This window comes from Streptococcus sp. TATVAM-FAB8, from assembly GCF_046592795.1.
GTDB classification, from domain to species: domain Bacteria; phylum Bacillota; class Bacilli; order Lactobacillales; family Streptococcaceae; genus Streptococcus; species Streptococcus ruminicola.
On the sequence record NZ_JAWVPQ010000004.1, the window covers coordinates 15,154 to 35,981 of the forward strand.

Here is a 20,828-nt window from a genome sequence, read left to right on the forward strand (position 1 = left end):
AGGAGGTCAACATGATTCAGGAAAAAGCAAAGCAGCTGATCAAGGATGCTGTTGAAAAGAATGCGCAAGATATTTACATTGTTCCTAAGAAGGAGCACTATGAAATTTATCAACGTGTTGGTGATGAACGTCAGTTTATTCAGGAGCTTGCTAGTGATGAGATGACAAGTGTGATTAGTCACTTTAAATTTGTAGCTGGGATGAATGTTGGTGAGAAACGTCGTAGTCAGCTAGGCTCTTGTGATTATGAATTTGCTGAGGGTGAAGTGATTTCACTGCGTTTATCCACTGTTGGTGATTATCGCGGTCGTGAGAGCCTGGTCATCAGACTTCTTTATTCAGGTCGTCATGATTTGCAATATTGGTTCGATGGGATGAAAAATATTCTAGAGGCGATTGATAGTCGAGGTCTTTATCTTTTTTCCGGGCCGGTAGGGAGTGGAAAGACTACTCTCATGTATCAATTGGTTCGTGAAAAGTTCCCTGATAAGCAGGTCATTACGATAGAAGACCCTGTTGAGATTAAGCAGGACAATATGTTGCAGCTGCAACTTAATGATGAGATTGGCATGACTTATGATAATCTTATCAAGCTCTCGCTTCGTCATAGACCTGATATTTTGATTATTGGTGAGATTCGTGATAGTGAGACAGCGCGTGCGGTTATTAGAGCTAGTCTGACAGGTGTGCTCGTCTTTTCAACCATTCATGCGAAAAGTATTCCAGGTGTTTATGCTAGGTTATTAGAATTGGGTGTTAGTAGGCAAGAACTTGAAAATAGTTTACGAGCTATCATTTATCAGCGATTAATTGGCGGTGGAGGTGTTGTGGATTTTGCCAAAGGAGATTTTGAACAGTATCCCCCAACAAGGTGGAATGAGCAAATTGAAAGCCTTGCTAGGGACGGACATATTAGCCTTGAGGAAGCAAAAATCGAAAAAATTGCCCTTTAAAAAACAGCAGAAGGTGATTCAATTATTTAACAATCTCTTTAACAGTGGCTTTAATTTAACAGAAATTGTTTCTTTTTTGAGACGAAGTCAATTGTTGGCAGAAGTTTATGTGGATAGTATGCAAGAATCTTTGTTAAGCGGTGAGAGCTTGGCGGATATGATGGCAAAACTAGGCTTTTCAGATACAATTGTCACTCAGATTGCTTTGGCAGATGTCCATGGAAATTGTCAGCAGAGTTTGTTAAAAATCGATGGCTACTTGGCCAGTATGTCAGTTGTTCGAAAGAAATTGATTGAAGTGGCGACTTATCCTTTGATTTTGCTCAGCTTTTTAATTCTGATTATGTTGGGCTTGAAAAATTATTTGCTGCCGCAGTTGGAAAATCAAAATTTTGCGACTCAGATTATCAGCCATTTTCCTATGATTTTTTTAGGTGGCTTTGCTCTTTTAGCTTTAGGAATTCTGCTTGGGGTTCTGTATGCCAAGCGCTTATCGCCAATTTATCTGTATAGTCAGTTGAGTCGTTTGCCAATCTTTGGGCGGTACGTGCGTCTTTATTTGACCGCCTATTATGCGCGTGAGTGGGGAAATCTTATCGGGCAAGGTATTGAGCTTACGGAGATTGTAGAACTCATGCAGCGGCAAAAATCACGCCTTTTTCAGGAAATTGGAAAAGACATGCAGGAAGCTTTATTGTCAGGTCAATCTTTTCATCAGAAAGTGCTGGATTACCCTTTCTTTTTGCGTGAACTTAGTTTAATGATTGAATATGGCGAGGTCAAGTCAAAATTAGGTCGGGAGTTAGATATTTATGCCGAAGAGACTTGGCAGAATTTCTTTAGTCAATTGACACAAGCAACGCAGTTGATTCAGCCTTTGGTCTTTGTCTTTGTTGCTTTAATCATCGTTTTAATTTATGTGGCAATGCTTTTGCCAATGTATCAAAATATGGGAGGAAATTTTTAATGAAAAAAATCTGGAAAAAACTACGTAAAAAGTCTGTGGAAGCTTTCACACTTGTGGAAATGCTGATTGTTTTGCTAATCATTGGTGTCTTGATGCTATTATTTGTGCCAAACTTGAGTAAGCAAAAGGATGTTGTGCATGAAAAAGGAGATGCTGCTGTTGTGAAAGTTGTCGACAGCCAGAAGGAACTTTACGAAGTGAAAACAGGTAAAGAAGCAACTATTAAAGATTTGGTGAAAGAAGGATTTATTTCACAGGAACAAGCTCAAACCTACAATGAAGCTAAAAAACAAACCCCTTAGAGCCTTTACCCTTATCGAAAGTTTATTGACCTTAGCAATTTCTTGTTTCATGGTCATCATGCTATCAGGTTCGGTCAATCATATTTTTCAATCGGTCGATGAAACTCTGTTCTTTCTTTCCTTTGAAAATCTTTATCGTGACACACAAAAATTGGCCAGTATTAAGCAGGAAAGTCAAACTTTGCAGATATCGCAAGATGCTATCTCAAATGGGGTCACTAGTGTTAGGATTCCTAAAACTGTATCGGTTGCTCAAAACTATCAACTTGTTTTTGATAAAGCAGGGGGCAATTCGTCTCTTACAAAGATACAGTTTCATACAGAAACCCAGGCAATCGATTATCAATTGTACATAGGAAGTGGTAACTATAAAAAAACAGAAACTAAAAGCTTACATACTCCTTGAGGGCTTAGTAGCTCTTGCTTTATTAGCAACGATTACCAGTCTGGTCTTAGGAGAAATGGACCGTAGTCGCACTCAAATGCAAGAGAGTTTGCATCAGCAAGAAGTACTTAATGTAGCGACCATGACCGTTCAAACAGGACAAGACCATTTGGCCATTAATGGGGTTGAGGTGCGTATGGTTAAGCATGATAATGAGATTTCCATTTATGATGGGCAAAACGAGGTGCTACATGTCACGAAAAATTAGGTTAAGAGCTTTTACCCTTTTAGAGAGCTTAGTGGCTTTGCTGGTTATCTCAGGTTCTATATTGGTTTATCAAGGATTGACCCAAAGCATTTCAAGCAATGTCCATTATTTATCGGTGAATCAAGAGGAGAAATGGTTGCTGTTTTCTCAGCAATTGCGTTCTGAGCTTGCTGGTTGTCAGTTAGATAAAGTTGCCGACAACAAACTCTATGTTAGTAAAGGTAATCAGCAATTGGCTTATGGCTTGTCTAAGGCTGATGATTTTCGAAAAACAAATGCCTCAGGTCAGGGGTATCAGCCCATGCTCTTTGGTGTGACGTCATCAAGCATTAGTCAGGATGGCAATAAGGTGATGATTAAATTGCAATTAGGCAGTGATATGGAGAGATGTTTTGTTTACACTTTTGAGACGACAAGTTAAAGCGGGAATTTTATTATATGCTTTGCTAATGGCGGCTATCTTTGCCCTGCTTTTGCAATTTTATTTGGGGCGCGTGGTTGCAAGTGAGCGTCAACATCAGGCACAATTAAAATCGGCTCAAGCTTACCTGATGGCAGAAATGAGTAAAGACTTGGCTGATGAAGAATCAGGACAATGCCAATTTGATAAAGGGACAGTGAGTTATCACTACGACGATAAAATCTTAGTTGAAACCGTTACGTTAGATAGCAAAGAGGAGTTTCAATACACGTTTTACCTTCCTAAGAAAGAAAAACAAGCACTTGAAAAAGAAAGTCACTAGTGCTTTCTTTTCATTTTCAAGGTTTTTTGATATGATTAGTCTTGGAGGGGAAAATGAATTTTGAAAAAATCGAAACAGCTTATGGGCTGATTCTAGAAAATATACAGTTAATCGAAAATGAGTTGAAAACACACATTTACGATGCTCTTATTGAACAAAACTCTTTTTATCTTGGTGCTGAAGGTGCCAATGAGACAGTAGCTGCTAATAATGAAAAACTACGCCAACTTGATTTAACTAAAGAAGAATGGCGTCGTGCTTTTCAGTTTATTTTCATTAAAGCTGCTCAAACAGAAGCACTTCAGGCAAACCACCAATTTACACCTGATGCTATTGGCTTTATCTTAATGTTCCTTATTGAGAATTTGACAGCCTCAAAAGAACTTGATGTTTTAGAAATCGGTAGCGGAACAGGTAACCTTGCACAAACCTTGCTCAATAATTCATCTAAAGACTTGAATTACCTTGGAATTGAAGTTGATGATTTGTTGATTGATTTGTCAGCAAGTATTGCCGAAGTGATGGATTCTAAAGCTCAGTTCATTCAAGAAGATGCTGTGCGCCCACAGATTCTTAAGGAAAGTGACGTCATCATCAGTGACCTTCCAGTCGGCTTCTATCCAAATGATGAGATTGCAAAACGCTACAAAGTAGCAAGTAGTGAAGAACACACTTATGCGCATCATTTGTTGATGGAACAATCTCTCAAATATCTCAAAAAAGATGGTATTGCTGTCTTTTTAGCACCGGTTAGTCTTTTGACAAGTAAACAAAGTGATTTGTTAAAGGCATGGTTGAAGGATTACGCTGATGTTATTGCGGTGATTACTTTACCAGAATCTATTTTCGGCAATGCGGCCAATGCTAAGTCAATTTTTGTCTTGAAGAAACAGGCTGAACATACTCCAGAAACATTTGTTTACCCGCTTGCTGACTTGCAAAGTCGCGAAGCTTTAACAGATTTTATTGAGAAATTTAAAAAATGGAATGTTGAAAATATGATTTTTTAAAATAGTTGTGCTAAAATAGAGATATATTATGAAAGCGCTTTAGAGGTAAATTTATGGCGAAAACTATTTCTATTAATGCAGGAAGTTCAAGTCTCAAATGGCAGCTGTATAAGATGCCTGAGGAAGAAGTTATTGCAAAAGGTTTAATCGAACGTATCGGCCTTTCAGACAGTGTTTCTACAGTGAAATTCAATGGTCAGAAGTATTCGGAAACGAAAGATATTCCAGACCATACAGCTGCTGTAAAAATTCTCCTCGATGACTTGATTTCGATGGACATTATTGCTAGTTATGATGAAATAACTGGTGTTGGTCACCGAGTGGTGGCTGGGGGTGATTATTTCAAAGAATCGGCCCTGGTAACCGATAAGGTGATTCAACAGGTTGAAGAATTGTCAATGCTAGCACCGCTTCATAATCCTGGAGCAGCTCTTGGGATTAAAGCGTTTAAAGAAATATTGCCTGATATTACGAGCGTTGTTGTTTTTGATACTGCCTTCCATATGACAATGCCTGAAGTAGCTTACCGTTATCCTATTGCTAATCGTTATTACACTGATTATAAGATTCGTAAATATGGAGCACACGGTACAAGTCATCAGTACGTTGCCCAAGAGGCAGCTAAGGTTTTAGGCAAACCTTTAGAAGACTTGAAATTGATTACTTGTCATATTGGTAATGGAGTCTCTATTACAGCCATTAAAGGTGGTAAATCTGTTGATACTTCAATGGGATTAACTCCACTTGGTGGTACAATGATGGGAACACGTTCAGGAAGTATTGATCCAGGTGTCATTACTTATCTTCTAGAATGTGAGCCAGCGATGGCTGATCCTAAAAAAATTCGTACCATATTGAATCGTGATTCAGGTTTACTCGGTATTTCGGAAAAATCAAGTGACATGCGTGATATTCTAGCAGGAAAAGCAGAAGGTGATGAAAAATGCCAACTTGCTTACGATATGTATGTTGATCGCTTGAGAAAATATATTGGACAATACTTCGCCGTTTTAAACGGTGCCGATGCTATTGTCTTCACCGCTGGTATCGGTGAAAATTCTAGTGATGTTCGTGCGGATGTCATTTCTGGAATGACTTGGTTTGGTGTCGATGTTGACCCAGCTAAGAATGTTTCAGGTGCTTATGGTGTGATTTCAACAGATCAAGCTCGCGTGAAAGCAGTTGTTATTCCAACGGATGAAGAACTTGTGATTGCGCGTGACGTTGAACGTTTCAAACACCCTACTAATTAGTTATCAAAATATTATGATAAGACCAGAAAAGCTGACCTAAGGGTCAGCTTTTTTGATGCTTTTATAAAAAATGTAAAATAAACTTGACATAAAATGTAAAGCGTACTATACTTTAAATGTAAAGCTAACTTTACTAATGAGAACTCATTGGAGGGATAAATGGAAACAAGAATTCAAGAACTCCGAAAAGTAAATAAAGTCAGCCAAGCTGAGCTTGCTGAGGCACTTGGAGTTACCAGACAAACCATTATTTCCTTAGAAAAAGGACGCTACAATGCTTCTTTAGAATTAGCGCATAAAATTGCCAAATATTTTGGTATGACAATTGAGGAAATCTTTATTTTTGATGAAGCGTAAAGAGGAGATGTAGAGATGGAAAAGATTAGAGCTATAGTTGATAGGCAAGAAAGTAGAAAAGAAACTGGAATGTTCTTGTTATTTTTAGGAGAAAGTTTATTTGTTTTTAGCTACTTCATGAAGATGAGCGATTTTCTTCATGGTATGGGGCTTGGTATGAGTATGATATTAAATTTACTTGCAGTGATTTTTCTATCAGCAAAGGGAGAGGAGTAAATGATGTTATTAAAAGCTGTTGCTAGCTGGAATCGTAAGAAGAGTTTGGAAGAGTATCGCCGATATTTACTAAGACTTTCCTACTTTATCTTAGCTTTGGCTGGTCTTAGTTTAGTGTTAGCTAGTTTGATAAGAGACAATGATTTTGCGTCAGGATTACTGCTTGGTGGTGGTAGCGCTGGTCTTATTTTTGCTATTTACTATTGGCTGCTTTCTCGTCAGCCAAAACGTTTAAAAGCTGCTTACATTGCTCTTTATGATGAACGTAATCAGTATATTTTGCGAGTGACTGCTGTATCAACTTTGATTTTTATGTTTCTTGTAAATGTGATGTTGATTGCTTTGTATGCCTTCCTGGGCATTGCCTTTTCTTATGTTATTTTATTGATGATTTGGTTGTATTGTTTGCTTTTAGGATTTTTAGGCTTACGAATTATTTTTTCAAAGATTTTATAATGGGGGGAGATTCTTATGAAAAAATTGGGATCATTTTTTAAATATTTGGGGCTAGCAGTAGGTGTGATTTTCTTGGAACAATTGCCTATTGCTTTTCTAAGAAAAAATCAGCCTTTTTGGCAAACTCTTATGCTAATCCTAGCTTTTTTAGTGGTGACTTTAGTAACGGTTTTGATTGCTAAGCGTTTAGGATTTTTAAATCATGCTAGTCAGTTGTTGACGGGAGATGCTTGGAAGAGTATTTTTATGGGATTTTTAGTTATGGTTCCTGTGAGAATGCTTGGAGGCATTACTTTAGTTTTGGAGCATGGTACAAAGGCAAATACGCTGAATCAATCAGTTATTGAAAATCTTGGTATGTCACCAGCTTTGCTTTTTGTGATGACAGTTGTGGCAGCTCCGATTGTTGAAGAATTTGTTTTTCGTGGATTGATTGTCAAACAAGCCTTCCAATTTTCGAAACTTGGTGTTTTTGTTAGCAGTTTTCTTTTTGGGGCACTTCATATGCCGACAGATTTGGGAAGTTGGATTCTTTACGGTGGTATGGGATTAGTGCTGGCGATGATTTATCGAAAAACACAAAAACTAGAGTTTTCTATTGCTGTTCATGCTCTGAATAATTTTCTAGGTGTTCTAAGTATGATTTTATAAAAAAAGCGACTGAATTCAGTCGCTTTTTAGTGTATTACAAGGCTTTTGCTTTTGCAATTGTCGCATCAATACTTGAAACAACGCTTGCGGTTAAGCCAGTTTTTTCAAGGTCTAGAAGGCCTGCAATGGTTGTTCCACCAGGACTTGAAATTTTATCAATCAAATCGTGTGGACTGTCAGAGCCTTGAAGAAGATTTTCAGCACTAGCAAGGACTGTTTGTGTCACGATGTCTAGTGATTTTTCCTTTGGAATACCGTATTTAACGCCAGCTTTGGCAAGTGCCTCGATAAAGAGGTAAATGTAAGCTGGGCTTGATCCAGCAAGGGCTGTAAAGGTATCAAAATCTTTTTCAGGGATATCAAAGGTTGAACCAAAACTGTCAGTGATTTCTTTGGCAGTTGCTAGAAGTTCAGCAGAGACTTTGTCATTTGTACAAATAGCAGTCGTACTTTTCAAGATTTGTGCATTGAGGTTCGGCATAATACGGATTAGTGGAAGATTTGGATCAGTTAATTTGCCAAGACGTTCAAGTGTTACCCCTGCTGCCATTGAAAGAATGGGTTGATGGAAGTGAAGTCCAGCAAGGACAGGTTCAAACATTTGTGGCTTGATGCCAAGGACAACCAAATCAGATTGGTCGATGAGTTCTTGGTGTGAAAGAGCTGCTTCAACTTCAAGTTGCTCTGCAATTTCGCGTGAGCGAGGAAGTGAAGAACCTGAAATGATGATATCGTGTGATGTTGCATTAAGTCCATTGATGATGGCAGTAGCCATTTTTCCGACTCCGATAAATCCGATTTTCATAGTAAGACAAAGGGGAAAGTACAAGAGAAATGTTTAATGACCTGAGTCCCCTAGCTCCTTTCTAGTATTTTTTGATGAGGTCAACAGTTGAGCGGTCTAGTTTTTTAACAATAGCTTGGATGAAGGCTTGTGCTTGCAAGAAGTCATCCATAGCATAAAGGCTTTGATGTGAGTGAATGTAACGCGCACAAACACCGATAGTTGTTGATGGAATACCACCGTTTTTGAGGTGAGCAGCACCAGCGTCTGTACCACCTTTGGCGGCATAGTATTGGTATTTGATACCAGCTTCTTCTGCAGTTGTGAGCAAGAAGTCACGCATATCTTTCAACATCACGTGTCCTGGATCGTAGAAACGGAAAAGTGTTCCGTCGCCAATTTTACCTTGGTTACCATAGATGTCTCCGGCTGGTGAACAGTCAACAGCAAAGAAAAGTTCTGGTTGGAATTTTGTAGCAGAAACATGCGCTCCGCGAAGACCAACTTCTTCTTGGACGTTAGCACCAGCGATAAGGGTATTATCAAGTTTTTGACCTTTAAGGCTTTCAAGTAATTCTGTTACCATAAGCACACCAAAGCGGTTGTCCCAAGCTTTAGAGATAACATTTTTTTGGTTTGCTGTGAGGATAGTTTCAGATTTTGGAACAATGATATCACCTGGAAGGATACCAAATGCTTCGGCTTCAGCTTTGTCTGTAAATCCTGCATCAAAAATGATGTCATCGATTTTTGGAAGAGTAGCAGAGCCATTTGCTCCGCGAAGGAAATGTGGTGGGACTGAGCCAGAAACAACTGGAATGGCAGAACCATCACGTGTGTAAAGAGTGAAACGTTGTGAGCTTAGAACTAGTGGATTCCAGCCACCGATGCCAACAGCACGCAATGTACCGTCAGCTTTGATGTCGCTGACCATGAAACCAACTTCATCCATGTGAGCAGCAACCATGATGCGTGGGGCGTTTTCAGCGTCAGAGTGTTTGATACCGAAAATACCACCAAGTCCATCAGTTTGCACGTCATCAACAAGTGGTGTGATTTTTGAGCGAAGATAGTCACGAACGCTGTGTTCGTATCCAGCGATACTGTCAAGTTCAGTGACTTCTTTTATTTTTGAAAATAAATCTGACATAAAAACCTCGATTCTATGGTTTCTATTTTACCACGTTTTCTGACAATTTTTAGATTGAAATAACATTAAATATTTGGACCTTGGTATTATGTGCTGAAATATGCTAAAATAAAGCGTATGAGAAACAAAAAGAGAAGCTTACTGCCAAGTCTTGGTTTAGTGGGAGTCGGCGGTGTCATCGCTTTGGGAGCAATCTTAAAGAAGAAACGCGAAGAAAAGCGACAAGAACAGATTAAAGATGCCATTCGTGAATATTTCAGCCGATTTGGTAGCATTTCAGTGCTTTATTTGAATGCTTATGAATCTGATGAGGAAAAGACGACTGGGGGTCTCGTTTTAGAGGACGGCCGCGCTTTCCAATTTATTTACCAAAATGGTGAGATTAGCTACGAGGAGGAGAAAAATGATTAGTCCAAAATCCTATGAGGAAATGGCTACCTACCTAGAAAATGATGGCAAAGTAGTTTTCTTTTTTACGGCAAATTGGTGCCCAGACTGCCAATTTATTTATCCAGTAATGCCAGAAATTGAAGCGGAAAACCCAGAGTTTACTTTCGTTCGTGTTGACCGTGATGATTTCATGGAAGTTGCTCAACGTTGGAATATCTTTGGCATTCCAAGTTTTGTGGTAACAGAAAATGGGAAAGAAATTGGCCGTTTAGTTAATAAATTACGCAAAACCAAAGCAGAAATTAACAGCTTCTTAGCTGGATTGAAATAGGAGAGAAAATGATTTTTACGTACAACAAAGAACACGTCGGTGATGTCCTTATGGTGATTGTCAAAGATAGCAAAGGTGCTAAACTTGACTACGAACGTAAAGGTAACGTATCACGTGTTTTCCTTGAAAAAAATGGTGAAACAGTCGCTTGGAATATTTTTGAAGTATCAAGTCTAATTGCAATTGACGGTGTTGGACAAGTGACTTTGTCTGATGAAGATGTTGCTAAGCTTAACGCTGAATTGACAAAAGAAGGCTTTAGCGAACAATTGGAAAATGACCCTTCACCCAAATTTGTCGTTGGTCAAATCAAAGAAATGGTTGCTCACCCAGATAGTGACCACTTGAACGTTTGCCAAGTGCAAATCTCAGATGATAAAACTGTTCAAATCGTTGCAGGTGCTCCAAATGCTGCTGTTGGACTTAAAACAATCGTTGCCCTTCCAGGTGCTATGATGCCAAACGGAAGCCTTATCTTCCCAGGTGCCCTTCGTGGTGAAAAGAGCTTTGGTATGATGTGCTCACCTCGTGAATTAGCTCTTCCAAATGCTCCACAAAAACGTGGTATCATTGAACTTGATGACACAGCTGTTGTCGGTGAAGCCTTTAATCCAGAAAAACACTGGAAAGGATAACATAATAAAAAACGAGTTAGAATAATCTAGCTCGTTTTAGTTTTTTCGTAAAGTAAGGTGCTGTAGAAAAGCAATATCTTTATAGGGCATTTGGTTAGCTACAGCTAGTTCCATTTTTGTTAAACGTTCTAGCCAACCGTCCTCAGTTTTGAAGGCATTTGGTTGGAGGGCATAAAATGTGCGCAGACCTTGGTAATTTTCAAGAGCCAAGTTAGTTTTGTTGGTAAGCTCTTCAATACTGTAAGTTTCCCCACGTCCGAATGATGAACTATTGTAACTGTCTTTCCCATCTAAGAGATAAAGTGCATCTTCAATATTATTGTTAAAAATGACTTGATGTAAGACTTTTCCAGTAAGATTGTGCTTAATTAAGGAAAGTTCACCATGTGGTTTTAAGAGGCGTTCAAATTCATTAAGGTATTTTTGATGTTGAGATTTGTCGATGTATTCAAAGACATTGTGACAAACGATGATATCAAAAGACGAATCAGGCAATTCTTTTAAAGCATCTAGACTACCATTGATTTTTGTGAAGGTCTGTGTGCCATCTGCAAAAAGCATATCAGCATTTGGCTCAATCGCAGTAACGGTATTATTTTGTGATAAATATTCTGAGGTTGTTCCAAAACCAGCACCAAAATCAAGGATTTGTTTATCTTTGATGTGGTTGAGTTGTGCAAAAATCAAACGGTACATGATTTTTCCCCAAGGCTGATTCAGCATTTCTTTGTAGGCATTGATGTTGACTGTCATAAAATCTCCTATTTGTAAAAATTGATTTTATTTTAGCAGAATTGTTTGAAAATTTCATTTTTCAAGTAGATTAACTGCTTCTTTTTCGAATAATAAGATAGGAGGTAGTGATGTATAACAAAGTTATTATGATTGGGCGTTTGACGGCGCAGCCTGAGCTTGTGACAACGCCAAATGAGAAATCTGTTACACGTGTAACACTAGCCGTTAACCGTCGTTTTAAATCGCAAAATGGTGAGCGTGAAGCGGATTTTATTTCGCTTGTGGTTTGGGGGCGTTTAGCAGAAACGCTCGTTTCTTATGCTGGAAAAGGGAGTTTGATTTCTGTTGATGGAGAGCTTCGTACGCGTAAATACGAAAAAGATGGTCACATCAATTATGTGACAGAAGTGCTCTGCCATTCCTTCCAACTGCTAGAAAGTCGCGCACAACGTGCCATGCGAGAAAATAATGTGGCCAATGATTTGGCTGACCTTGTGCTGGAAGAGGAAGAATTACCCTTTTAATAGTGATGAAGTCCGTGTGTTTACTCGGACTTTTTTTGTCAGAATAATGAAAGGAATGTCAGATTTTCTGGATATTATCGTCTTGTTAACTTTTTTTACTGAAATAATGAAAAAACCTCTTGGAAAGCCCTTTCAAAAATGCTATACTGGAGAAAATGTGTGGAGAAAGAGCAATGTTTAAAATTATTTTTAGTGATATTGATGGGACACTCATCAATGACGCTTTGGAAGTTACTTCTAAAACACGTCGTGCTTTGAGTGATGCTGTCAATTCAGGTGTCTTATTTGTGCCCGTATCGGCGCGCATGCCTGAAGCAATCAAGCCAATCATCAAAGATTTTTTGCCTGAAGTGCCGATGATTTCATATAATGGTGCTTTTATTCAGGATGAATCTGGTCAAGTGATTGATAGTTGTCCGATGAGCCCACAAGCAGCGCAAGCAATTTGTCAGTACTTGGAAAAAGAAGTGGCTGATGTTGCTTGGAATGTTTATAGCGGTGAAAAATGGTTGTCACAAAACCGTATGAACAAATGGATTTCTCGTGAAGAGCAGGTTGTCGGTCTGGTTTCACAGGAAGCAGACCTGGAAAGCATTGGTCATTTGCCAGAAGTTCATAAGTTGTTGTTAATGGGTGAGCCGGATCGCATGGAAATCTTGGAAGACAAGCTCAAAGAACTTTATCCAGGATTATCAATTGCAAGATCTTTACCTTATTACATTGAAGTTATGGCAAATGGCATCCAAAAAGGGCGTGCAGTCAGCCTATTAGCCAAACACTACGGTGTTGAGATGTCAGAAACCTTAGCTTTCGGTGATAATTTTAATGATTTGGACATGCTAGAAGCGGCTGGTGAAGCTTATGTCATGGCAAATGCTCCGCAAGAAGTTAAAGAGCGCATTGGTCATGTCACTGCCAACCACAATCATGACGGCATTGCTTTAATTCTAGAAAAATTTAAACTTGCTAGATAAAATGGATTTCTCTTTTTTCACGACTTTTCGAAATTCTCGCACCTAGTGTGGGAATTTTTTTAAATGACTTTTGCCACTTAAATTATTGAGATTTGTCACCTTGAGGAGATGACAAACGTCTGATGATAACGCTTTCTTGGTTTGGTATCCTTATCTTGTTGAATGTTTGAGACAGGAGGAAAAAAGGAATTATGAACAAAGAACATGAAACGAAGTGTGTGAATTGGTACATGCATAAAAGTGGGAAAAAATGGGTTTATGGTTGCAGTCTTTTGGTCTGTGGTCTTCTTTTGGGAGGTGTGACTGGTCTTGCTAAAGCTGATGAAGTGACTGTCCCAAACACTCAAACTGAAGTTGTCGCGAGTAGCCCTGAAGAGTCAGAAGCTGACAATTCAAGTCAACCTTCAGAAGATATGCCAGAAAAAACTGTAGCTCAAGGTGTCGAAGATACAAATGTAGCACCTGAAGAAAATACAGTAGAGCCCGTTGACTCTCTTGCTCAACAAGAGACATCAGATAATGCTCTAGCAGAAGCTACTAATATGCCGTCAGCTGAGACAACAGCGCCAGCAAGTAGCGACCAAACTCAGACAGTAGCGACATCAGACTTAGTTACAGCTAACCAAGCTAACTCAAAAGCTGCTAAAAAACTTGTCGCTACCAATCTAACCCAAACACCTCAAAGTGCTTATCACACCAATCTTCAAGGCTTAAGCTATGATGCCACTGTTTGGCAAGAAGGGGAAAATGGTCTTTACAGCAACGCCGTTGGGAAAGGGGATAATTTCCTTTATTCAGATTCGACAGGGAAAAATTTTGTTTATCAGACCGACGTTACTTTCTTACAAAATAGCGGAGCAGCTTCACTTGTTTTTCGTTCAAATAATGACGCAGCCAATTTCAAAGGCTATGTTGTTAACTTAGATGGCAACTCTCACAAAGTCAAATTCATGCGCTGGGGCGAAGCAAACTTGATTGATGAAAAAGAAATCGCAGCAAGCCCAGATAACAAATACGCTCTTAAAGTGGTTGCTTTGAATGGGAAAATTTCCTATTATGTTAACGGCATTCTAGTCGCTAATTTAGGAGATTATACACTTCAGCGTGATGATAAAGGTCAAACCACTTACATCTCCGATGGTCATTTTGGTTTGCTCAATTGGAATGGTGAGATGGTCTTTCAAAATACCTTCTACCGTGAATTAACTGATGAAGAGTTACCAATTATTGATGATGTTACGGTGACTTCAAAAAATGGTCCTGTTGAATCTAAAGGTCAATTCTTCCCTGAAGAAGCAGCTTATATTCAATACGTGTCAAACGATGCCTCGACTGTTGATTTGAGTTTTGTGGGTCATAATCCACGAGCTGTTGTCACTGTAACAGATGCTAATGGAAATGTTTATGCAAATGCTAGCGACATTCCAGTAGCAGTCGGAGTGAATTATCTTACTGTGACAAGTAGCTACACAACAGCAGATGGCTATACAGCGACAGCAACTTACCGCATCAATGTTCACCTTCGTCAACCAGCTTCGGTTTACTATAATGAAAATTTTCGCGACCAATATCACTATTCTGCCAAAGATGGCTGGGCAAATGACCCAAATGGTATGGTTTACTATGACGGTGTTTACCACATGTTCTACCAATTTTACGATGATACCAAATGGGGACCAATGCATTGGGCACATGCGACAAGTACGGATTTGATTCATTGGACGGACCAACCGATTGCATTTTACCCAGACTATAACGGAACCATGTTCTCAGGATGTATCGTAGCTGATAATAACAACACAAGTGGTTTGTTTGATGGTAACAACGGCGGCCTGGTTGCTTTGATTACAGCAGATGGTGAAGGGCAACGTATTAAACTCGCTTACAGTAAAGATGCTGGTAAGACTTGGCAAAAAGTGGATAAAGTTGTGGCTGACTGGTCAACTGATCCTTTGCAAAATCGTGATTTCCGTGATCCGAAGGTCTTTCGTTGGGAAGATAAGTGGTTCATGGTAGTGGCTGGTGGACCGCTCCGCATTTATTCATCAGATAATTTGCTTGATTGGTCAGTGGAATCAACTTATCCAGACATCCATACAGAATGTCCAGATCTTTATCCTATCCAAACAGAAGACGGAACTGTCAAATGGGTACTTTCTCGTGGTGGTCGTTATTATAAAGTAGGTGATTTACAACAAGTTAATGGACATTGGACATATACGCCTGACGAAGCTTATAAGACGACAGATGGTATCATGAACTTTGGTAAAGATTCTTATGCTGCTCAAACTTACTTTACACAAGATTTTGGTACAAGTGCACACCCAACGATTCCAAAGATTATTGAAGTGAACTGGATGAATACTTGGGATGATTATGCTTTGCTTGTTGCTGATCGTCTTGGTCAAAAATTTAATGGTACTTTCAACCTTAATTTGACACTGGGTCTTGTCAAAGACGGTGATAAATATGTTCTCACTCAAACACCGATTAAAGCCTATGAAAGCTTGCGTGATCTTGACCACAGCGTTGAATACAAGGATGTAACGGTTGCTAGTGATAATAATCTCTTTAAGGACTTTTCTGGTGATACTTATGAAATTATCGCTCACTTTAAACCAAGTGCAGGTACAACAAAAGTTGGCTTTAACCTTCGTGTCGGACCAGGTGAAGTGACTAAGGTTTATTATGATTTGCAGACGGGTAAAATCGTCATTGACCGCAGCCAGTCGGGAATTATCATTTCAGATAAATTTAGAGAAATTGATAGTCAAGCAGTGACACGAAATGCTGACGGAAGTATCGACCTTCACCTTTTTGTTGACCGTGCTAGTGTTGAAGTCTTTACTAAAGGTGATACGGTAATTGGTGCGAACCAACTTTTCCCATCACCGCAAAGTCTCGGTCTTTCAGTCCTTGTTGAAGGAGATGCAGCTACAGCTGATATTGCTCTTTACCCATTGAAGAGCATTTGGCATGATAGTAATGTTGTCGGTGCAGATTCAATTTCTGGAGAAACAGGAAATGATGCTTCTGCTGTTGAATCAGCACAATCAAGCGTGACTGGTCTTGTTAACGCTGTTAAGGAAGCGGTTGGTCTGGGACAAACTGTTTCGGCAGATACTGTGATAAAGACAAGCACAGCTCAATTACCACAAACAGGTGAAAAAGACAGTCACTTAGCTGGTCTAGGAATCTTATCATTGCTTGCTGCTGTGGGAGCTTTTGCAAGTAAATGCTTTAAGAAAAAAGAATTGTAAATTCAAGTAGGGAGTAAAACGGGAGGACAGCATGTTCTCCCGTTTTATTGTTTGTTCTATGGAGGTAAATTGTCTATACATTTTAAACGTGTTATAATAAAACTACGTTTGAGTGTTGTTATTTTGTTAAGTAAAAGGTATAAGATGAAAAATCGAAAAATTTTAGGTATTGTGGTAAGCGCTTTTATAGCACTTTTTGCGATGCTTGGTATTTATTTCCATTATAAATTAGTGCCTTATAATGCTAATCGGGTCAAAATCGGGGCAACCTACATGACCATGAATAATGATTTTTATAAGGTTTTAAATAATGAAATTGATAAAATCGTTGAAGAAAAAAATGATATTCTCTACACCAGAGATCCAGCCTTGAATGTTGATAAGCAAGCGCAGCAGATTGAATCTTTTATTCAAAAAAAGGTTAATGTCATTATCATCAATCCCGTTGACGCTAATAGCAGTCGCTTGATCAAGGCATTGAAAAAAGCTAAAAAAGCAGGTATTAAAGTTGTGGTTGTGGACAGTCAGTTGTCTGATAATTCTTCAGTTGATACAACCATTGTCTCTGATAATTATCAAGCAGGCGTTTTGTGTGCTCAAAATTTGATGCAATCGCAAAGTAGCGCTAAAATCCTGCTACTTGAGCATCGCAGTGCAGTCTCAGCGGTAGATCGTATCAATGGATTTTTAGATACGATTAAAGGACATGATGCTTATCAAGTGGTAGACCGTAAGGATTGTTTGGGTCAGACAGAACTCTCAATGCCGCAAGTTGAATCAGTGATTAATTCGGCGGAATCTTTTGATACGGTGATGGCACTTAATGACCAAGTGGCTATTGGTGCCCTAGCGGCGATTGAAAATATGGGCTTGACGGATACGGTGAAAATTTACGGTGTCGATGGTTCGCCAGATATGAAAACTCTTTTGGCAACAACATCATCAATTCAGGCAACCGTAGCTCAATCACCGATAACGATTGGCGAAAAGGCTATTCAAGCAGGTTATCAGCTGGACAAAGGAAAAAAAGTGGCTAAAGAGATTGTCATCCCAGTCAAATTTATGACTAGTGAGACAGTTTCTAATACAGATATCACGGGGTGGCAATGATGAAAGCTTTGAAGAATGTTGAATTGGCCAAACGTGCCTTGGTTGCCATTAATTTTTTAGCAGTGCTTTTTTATAGTACGGTTTATTTGTCAGCGACAAAATATATCATCGAAAATGGTTTTAGTCGGTCGTTGTTGGAAAAAATCAATATTATCCCAAGTTCACCAGAGTTGATTTTCTGGCTGTCTAATTTATTTTTCTTAGGACTTCTGGCTGTGATTTATATGCGTAATCGTGCTTTTGAAAAGCAAACTAGGGCACGTGATTGGCTTGCAGTTTTAGAAGTGATATTACTTTTTGCTACTTTTTTTGCTCTGCAATTGTCTTACAATGGCTTGATTTTGATGGTTTTCATGGACATCTTCTTTTCTTACACGGATTTTTACACTTTTCGTGAAAAGAAATCATGGTTGCTTTTTATTTTGGCTAGTTTTGGGGCGCTTTTGCTATCGAATTATGATGTCCTGTCGCTTTTGGTGCGGACACCAGATTTGGATGTTTACATTAATTTCTTCCCAGCTAGCACACGCTTGATGGTTCTTTTTATCAAGAATTGCTTGGTATCGCTAAATATGATTGTCTTTATCATTTCTTTGATGATTTACATCATTTATTCGGTAACGGAAAATCATAAAATTGAAGAAGAGTTATTAATGGCTTCGCAGGCTAACACGCGTTTGAAAGAATATGTAGCGGTGTCTGAAAAGATTACTGAGGACCGTGAACGTAGACGTATTGCGCGTGAAATTCATGACACCATAGGGCATGCTTTAACAGGTATTTCAGCAGGGATTGATGCTGTAACGGTTTTGATTGACCTCGATCCTGAGCATGCTAAGAAGCAATTAAAGAGTGTGTCAAACGTTGTTCGTGAGGGAATTGTCGACGTTAGACGCTCCCTTAACAAGATGCGCCCAGGCGCTCTAGAGAATCGTACCTTAAAAGATGCTCTTGAAAAAATGCTCGATGAATACCAAGAATTATCTCATTTGCAGATTGATTTGAATTATCATTGGGACCATGTCGATTTTGATAAAACTAAAGAAGACGTGATTTTCCGTGTGATTCAGGAATCTGTGACTAATTCTTTGCGTCATGGGCGAGCAACAAAAATTAAGATTAGCATGCTTAATCAAGAGGATTACGTTTTGTTGATTAAGGATAACGGGACAGGTAGTGAGAAAATCACTTACGGCTTTGGATTGACACAAATGACAGAACGTTTGGCCATTATTGGTGGTCAGGTCGCTTTTTCAGGTAAAGATGGTTTTGCGACGACCATTCATATCCCCAAAATAAAAGGAGAAGAAGAATGATACGAGTACTTATTGCAGACGACCAAGAATTAATACGAGAATCCTTGAAAATCGTCTTGTCTGCTTATCCTGATATAGAAGTTGTTGGTGCAGTGAGCGATGGGACAGAAGTCTTGGAAGTCTTACCAACTGCCAAACCAGACGTGATTTTAATGGATATTCGTATGCCTAAAATGGATGGCGTGGTCTGCACTAAAGCTGTGAAAGCTCATTTTCCAAATGTTAAAGTTATTATTTTGACGACATTTGACGACGATGATTTCATTTACAGTGCCTTAAAATATGGTGCCAGTGGTTATCTGCTAAAGGGAACATCGATGGATGAGTTGCATGATGCGGTCGTGACCGTTAATGACGGTCGTGCCATGTTGAATCCAGATATCGCGACAAAGGTATTCAAACTTTTTTCGCAAATGGCACAGTCAAATTATGCTATTCAAGTTGATGACAGCTTAACGCAAGATATCAATAAAATGGAGTGGCGTATTATTCAGCAGATTGGGTTCGGACTATCCAATAAAGAAATCGCTGCAAAATTATATTTGTCGGAAGGAACGGTCAGAAATTATCTGTCTAATATTCTCTCGAAATTGAACTTGCGTGACCGCACGCAGTTAGCTATTTGGGCAGTTCAAACTGGAGTTACCTTAAAATCTTTTGAGGCTGATGACCATGACTAAGCTAAAAAAATATCGCTTTTTGCTTGTTTTTCTGCTTGCCCTTTGCGTGGGGCTTGGTGGTTATGCTTATTATCGCATGCAGCAAAAAACAGTTCTCAAAATTGGTGTCTATGCTGGTAGCAGCTGGGATGTGCCAAACGGGAATGATTATAAAGTCATTGATAGCGCGATTAAGCGTTTTGAAAAATTGCATCCTAACGTTAAAGTGGTTTATGAAAGTGGGATTTCAAAGTCAGATTATTCGACTTGGTTGACCGACCAGATTGTCGCGGGTACACAGCCTGATGTTTTCATTGTGCCAGAAGATGACTTTAACCTTTTATCTTCAACAGGTGCACTGGCAAATCTGGATAGTAATATCAGCACGAGTTTTTACGATTCGATTTTTTACCAATCTTCTTATCAAGCCGGCGAGTACAATCACACACACTTCGCTTTGCCATTTGAAAGCAATCCAACCATGATGTGTATTAACATTGATTTGCTGAAAAAAGAAGGTATCCAGATTCCAAAATCTGGTTGGACAGTGGATGATTTTTATAAGATTTGTAAACAAGTCACTAAGGATACTGATGGTGACGGGGCGATTGACCAGTATGGCTGTGCAGGTTATGATTGGCAGCAAGCAGTCGCAGCTTACGGAGGAAAGTTGTTTAATGCGACGGGAACGAAGGCTTATTTTGATAGTGACAAGGTTAAAAAAGCTTTGTCATTGATTACGCAATTAAAAGCTTTAAATGGGAATTATGATGTGACTAGTAAAGACTTTGACGAAGGAAAGGTTGCTTTTCTACCTATGTCTTTAGCCACTTACCGTACCTACAAACCTTATCCTTATCATGTAGCCAAGTATTCTACTTTTTCTTGGTCTTGTGTCACCATGCCTGCTAGCAAAAAAGGCGTGGATGCAACCCAAGTGTCAACATCGCTTTATGCTATTTCTTCTCAAACCAAACACCGATCAGCAGCTTGGGAATTTTTAAAACTCCTCTGCACGGATAAAGAAACCCAGCAGTCTGTTTTTGATTATTCACAGGGAAGTTCTGTTTTGAAGTCAGTCATGCAAAGTAAAGCTTCTAAGGAAAAATTAAAAGAAGAAGGCTTCGGACCAGATTCTTTGACGGTATCGACTCTAGACTCTATGCTAAGTCAAGGAATTACCAAGCCAACGTTTAAAACTTATAACAGTGTGATTGGGCAAGCTGATTATCTCATTAGCAAAGCCATTGCTGAAAATAGCGTTGAGACGGATTTGTTTTCAATTCAAAAAAGGATTGAGGACAATTTGAATAATAAATAAAGAGAACCAAGCGTGTGCTTGGTTTTTTGTGTGACAATTGTCATTTTTGAGATGACATTTATCAGCCCAAGCGTGTGA

25 protein-coding genes and 2 pseudogenes are annotated in these 20,828 nt (G+C 39.1%); 24 read left to right on the top strand and 3 right to left on the bottom strand.

The annotated features are described in order from the left end of the window. The first annotated feature begins 11 nt into the window (after window positions 1-11). From comGA to SFC32_RS03545, 13 genes are all read left to right on the top strand, one after another. Window positions 12-953, top strand: a complete 942-nt coding sequence (comGA, locus tag SFC32_RS03485; RefSeq protein ID WP_411049735.1) for a competence type IV pilus ATPase ComGA — start codon at window positions 12-14, stop codon at window positions 951-953. Then, window positions 877-1,920: a competence type IV pilus assembly protein ComGB gene (gene comGB, locus SFC32_RS03490; protein ID WP_411049734.1), complete on the top strand. Its 1,044-nt coding sequence runs from the start codon at window positions 877-879 to the stop codon at window positions 1,918-1,920. Before comGA ends, comGB begins: the two co-directional genes overlap by 77 nt. Further along, window positions 1,920-2,222 (top strand): competence type IV pilus major pilin ComGC, encoded by a 303-nt coding sequence (gene comGC, locus SFC32_RS03495; RefSeq protein WP_411049733.1) that lies wholly within the window; start codon window positions 1,920-1,922, stop codon window positions 2,220-2,222. The genes comGB and comGC overlap by 1 nt, the downstream gene beginning before the upstream one ends. Further along, window positions 2,197-2,628 (top strand): competence type IV pilus minor pilin ComGD, encoded by a 432-nt coding sequence (comGD, locus tag SFC32_RS03500; RefSeq protein ID WP_411049732.1) that lies wholly within the window; start codon window positions 2,197-2,199, stop codon window positions 2,626-2,628. Before comGC ends, comGD begins: the two co-directional genes overlap by 26 nt. Beyond that, on the top strand, window positions 2,582-2,875 hold the full coding sequence (gene comGE, locus SFC32_RS03505; RefSeq protein WP_411049731.1) for a competence type IV pilus minor pilin ComGE: 294 nt from the start codon (window positions 2,582-2,584) through the stop codon (window positions 2,873-2,875). Before comGD ends, comGE begins: the two co-directional genes overlap by 47 nt. Further along, entirely contained in the window at window positions 2,859-3,296 is a 438-nt protein-coding gene (gene comGF / locus SFC32_RS03510) for a competence type IV pilus minor pilin ComGF (RefSeq protein WP_411049730.1), read from the top strand. Before comGE ends, comGF begins: the two co-directional genes overlap by 17 nt. Beyond that, complete coding sequence (gene comGG / locus SFC32_RS03515) at window positions 3,268-3,618, top strand: competence type IV pilus minor pilin ComGG (RefSeq protein ID WP_411049729.1); 351 nt, start codon at window positions 3,268-3,270, stop codon at window positions 3,616-3,618. Before comGF ends, comGG begins: the two co-directional genes overlap by 29 nt. A gap of 53 nt (window positions 3,619-3,671) precedes the next feature. Continuing rightward, window positions 3,672-4,628: a class I SAM-dependent methyltransferase gene (locus SFC32_RS03520; protein ID WP_074561136.1), complete on the top strand. Its 957-nt coding sequence runs from the start codon at window positions 3,672-3,674 to the stop codon at window positions 4,626-4,628. Window positions 4,629-4,681: 53 nt separating this feature from the next. Then, window positions 4,682-5,881, top strand: coding sequence for an acetate kinase (locus tag SFC32_RS03525; protein WP_411049728.1), 1,200 nt, complete (start codon window positions 4,682-4,684; stop codon window positions 5,879-5,881). A gap of 159 nt (window positions 5,882-6,040) precedes the next feature. After that, window positions 6,041-6,238, top strand: a complete 198-nt coding sequence (locus tag SFC32_RS03530) for a helix-turn-helix transcriptional regulator (protein WP_039697420.1) — start codon at window positions 6,041-6,043, stop codon at window positions 6,236-6,238. 15 nt (window positions 6,239-6,253) lie between these two features. Next, window positions 6,254-6,454 (top strand): hypothetical protein, encoded by a 201-nt coding sequence (locus SFC32_RS03535; protein ID WP_006531740.1) that lies wholly within the window; start codon window positions 6,254-6,256, stop codon window positions 6,452-6,454. Beyond that, window positions 6,455-6,910, top strand: coding sequence for an ABC transporter permease (locus SFC32_RS03540; RefSeq protein WP_411049727.1), 456 nt, complete (start codon window positions 6,455-6,457; stop codon window positions 6,908-6,910). A gap of 15 nt (window positions 6,911-6,925) precedes the next feature. Then, window positions 6,926-7,561, top strand: coding sequence for a CPBP family intramembrane glutamic endopeptidase (locus SFC32_RS03545; protein WP_411049726.1), 636 nt, complete (start codon window positions 6,926-6,928; stop codon window positions 7,559-7,561). A 34-nt stretch (window positions 7,562-7,595) separates the two neighbouring features. Here the strand turns inward: SFC32_RS03545 and proC are convergent, their stop codons facing one another. Together proC and pepA are read right to left on the bottom strand one after the other, a co-directional pair. Next, window positions 7,596-8,366, bottom strand: coding sequence for a pyrroline-5-carboxylate reductase (gene proC / locus SFC32_RS03550; RefSeq protein WP_039697503.1), 771 nt, complete (start codon window positions 8,364-8,366; stop codon window positions 7,596-7,598). A 61-nt stretch (window positions 8,367-8,427) separates the two neighbouring features. After that, entirely contained in the window at window positions 8,428-9,495 is a 1,068-nt protein-coding gene (gene pepA, locus SFC32_RS03555) for a glutamyl aminopeptidase (protein ID WP_411049725.1), read from the bottom strand. A gap of 117 nt (window positions 9,496-9,612) precedes the next feature. On the opposite strand from pepA, the gene SFC32_RS03560 reads away from it, so the two are divergent. Genes SFC32_RS03560 through ytpR form a run of 3 tightly spaced genes read left to right on the top strand, consistent with a single transcriptional unit; the run spans window position 9,613 to window position 10,851 of the window. Beyond that, window positions 9,613-9,906: a DUF4651 domain-containing protein gene (locus SFC32_RS03560; protein ID WP_411049724.1), complete on the top strand. Its 294-nt coding sequence runs from the start codon at window positions 9,613-9,615 to the stop codon at window positions 9,904-9,906. Then, a complete protein-coding gene (locus SFC32_RS03565) occupies window positions 9,899-10,216 on the top strand; it encodes a thioredoxin family protein (protein ID WP_039697426.1) in 318 nt (105 codons plus the stop codon). The genes SFC32_RS03560 and SFC32_RS03565 overlap by 8 nt, the downstream gene beginning before the upstream one ends. Before the next feature lie 8 nt (window positions 10,217-10,224). Beyond that, window positions 10,225-10,851, top strand: coding sequence for a YtpR family tRNA-binding protein (ytpR, locus tag SFC32_RS03570; protein ID WP_411049723.1), 627 nt, complete (start codon window positions 10,225-10,227; stop codon window positions 10,849-10,851). A gap of 36 nt (window positions 10,852-10,887) precedes the next feature. Here the strand turns inward: ytpR and SFC32_RS03575 are convergent, their stop codons facing one another. Beyond that, a complete protein-coding gene (locus SFC32_RS03575; RefSeq protein WP_411049722.1) occupies window positions 10,888-11,604 on the bottom strand; it encodes a class I SAM-dependent methyltransferase in 717 nt (238 codons plus the stop codon). 110 nt (window positions 11,605-11,714) lie between these two features. Between SFC32_RS03575 and SFC32_RS03580 the strand changes: the two genes are divergently transcribed. The 8 genes and pseudogenes from SFC32_RS03580 (at window position 11,715) to SFC32_RS03615 (ending at window position 20,750) form a co-directional block, all read left to right on the top strand. Beyond that, window positions 11,715-12,110 carry a single-stranded DNA-binding protein gene (locus tag SFC32_RS03580; protein WP_411049720.1) on the top strand — a complete coding sequence of 132 codons (396 nt, stop codon included), beginning with the start codon at window positions 11,715-11,717 and terminating at the stop codon, window positions 12,108-12,110. Between the two features lie 173 nt (window positions 12,111-12,283). Beyond that, window positions 12,284-13,084, top strand: a complete 801-nt coding sequence (locus SFC32_RS03585) for a Cof-type HAD-IIB family hydrolase (protein ID WP_411049719.1) — start codon at window positions 12,284-12,286, stop codon at window positions 13,082-13,084. A 191-nt stretch (window positions 13,085-13,275) separates the two neighbouring features. After that, window positions 13,276-16,143 (top strand): annotated as a pseudogene (locus SFC32_RS03590) (GH32 C-terminal domain-containing protein); the annotation flags it as partial. A gap of 99 nt (window positions 16,144-16,242) precedes the next feature. Next, window positions 16,243-16,344 (top strand): annotated as a pseudogene (locus SFC32_RS03595) (LPXTG cell wall anchor domain-containing protein); the annotation flags it as partial. 144 nt (window positions 16,345-16,488) lie between these two features. After that, entirely contained in the window at window positions 16,489-17,454 is a 966-nt protein-coding gene (locus SFC32_RS03600) for a sugar ABC transporter substrate-binding protein (RefSeq protein WP_074561142.1), read from the top strand. Then, window positions 17,445-18,770: a sensor histidine kinase gene (locus SFC32_RS03605; protein ID WP_200769394.1), complete on the top strand. Its 1,326-nt coding sequence runs from the start codon at window positions 17,445-17,447 to the stop codon at window positions 18,768-18,770. The genes SFC32_RS03600 and SFC32_RS03605 overlap by 10 nt, the downstream gene beginning before the upstream one ends. After that, window positions 18,767-19,450: a response regulator gene (locus tag SFC32_RS03610; protein WP_411049718.1), complete on the top strand. Its 684-nt coding sequence runs from the start codon at window positions 18,767-18,769 to the stop codon at window positions 19,448-19,450. Before SFC32_RS03605 ends, SFC32_RS03610 begins: the two co-directional genes overlap by 4 nt. Then, entirely contained in the window at window positions 19,437-20,750 is a 1,314-nt protein-coding gene (locus tag SFC32_RS03615; protein WP_411049717.1) for an ABC transporter substrate-binding protein, read from the top strand. The genes SFC32_RS03610 and SFC32_RS03615 overlap by 14 nt, the downstream gene beginning before the upstream one ends. Window positions 20,751-20,828: the final 78 nt, after the last annotated feature.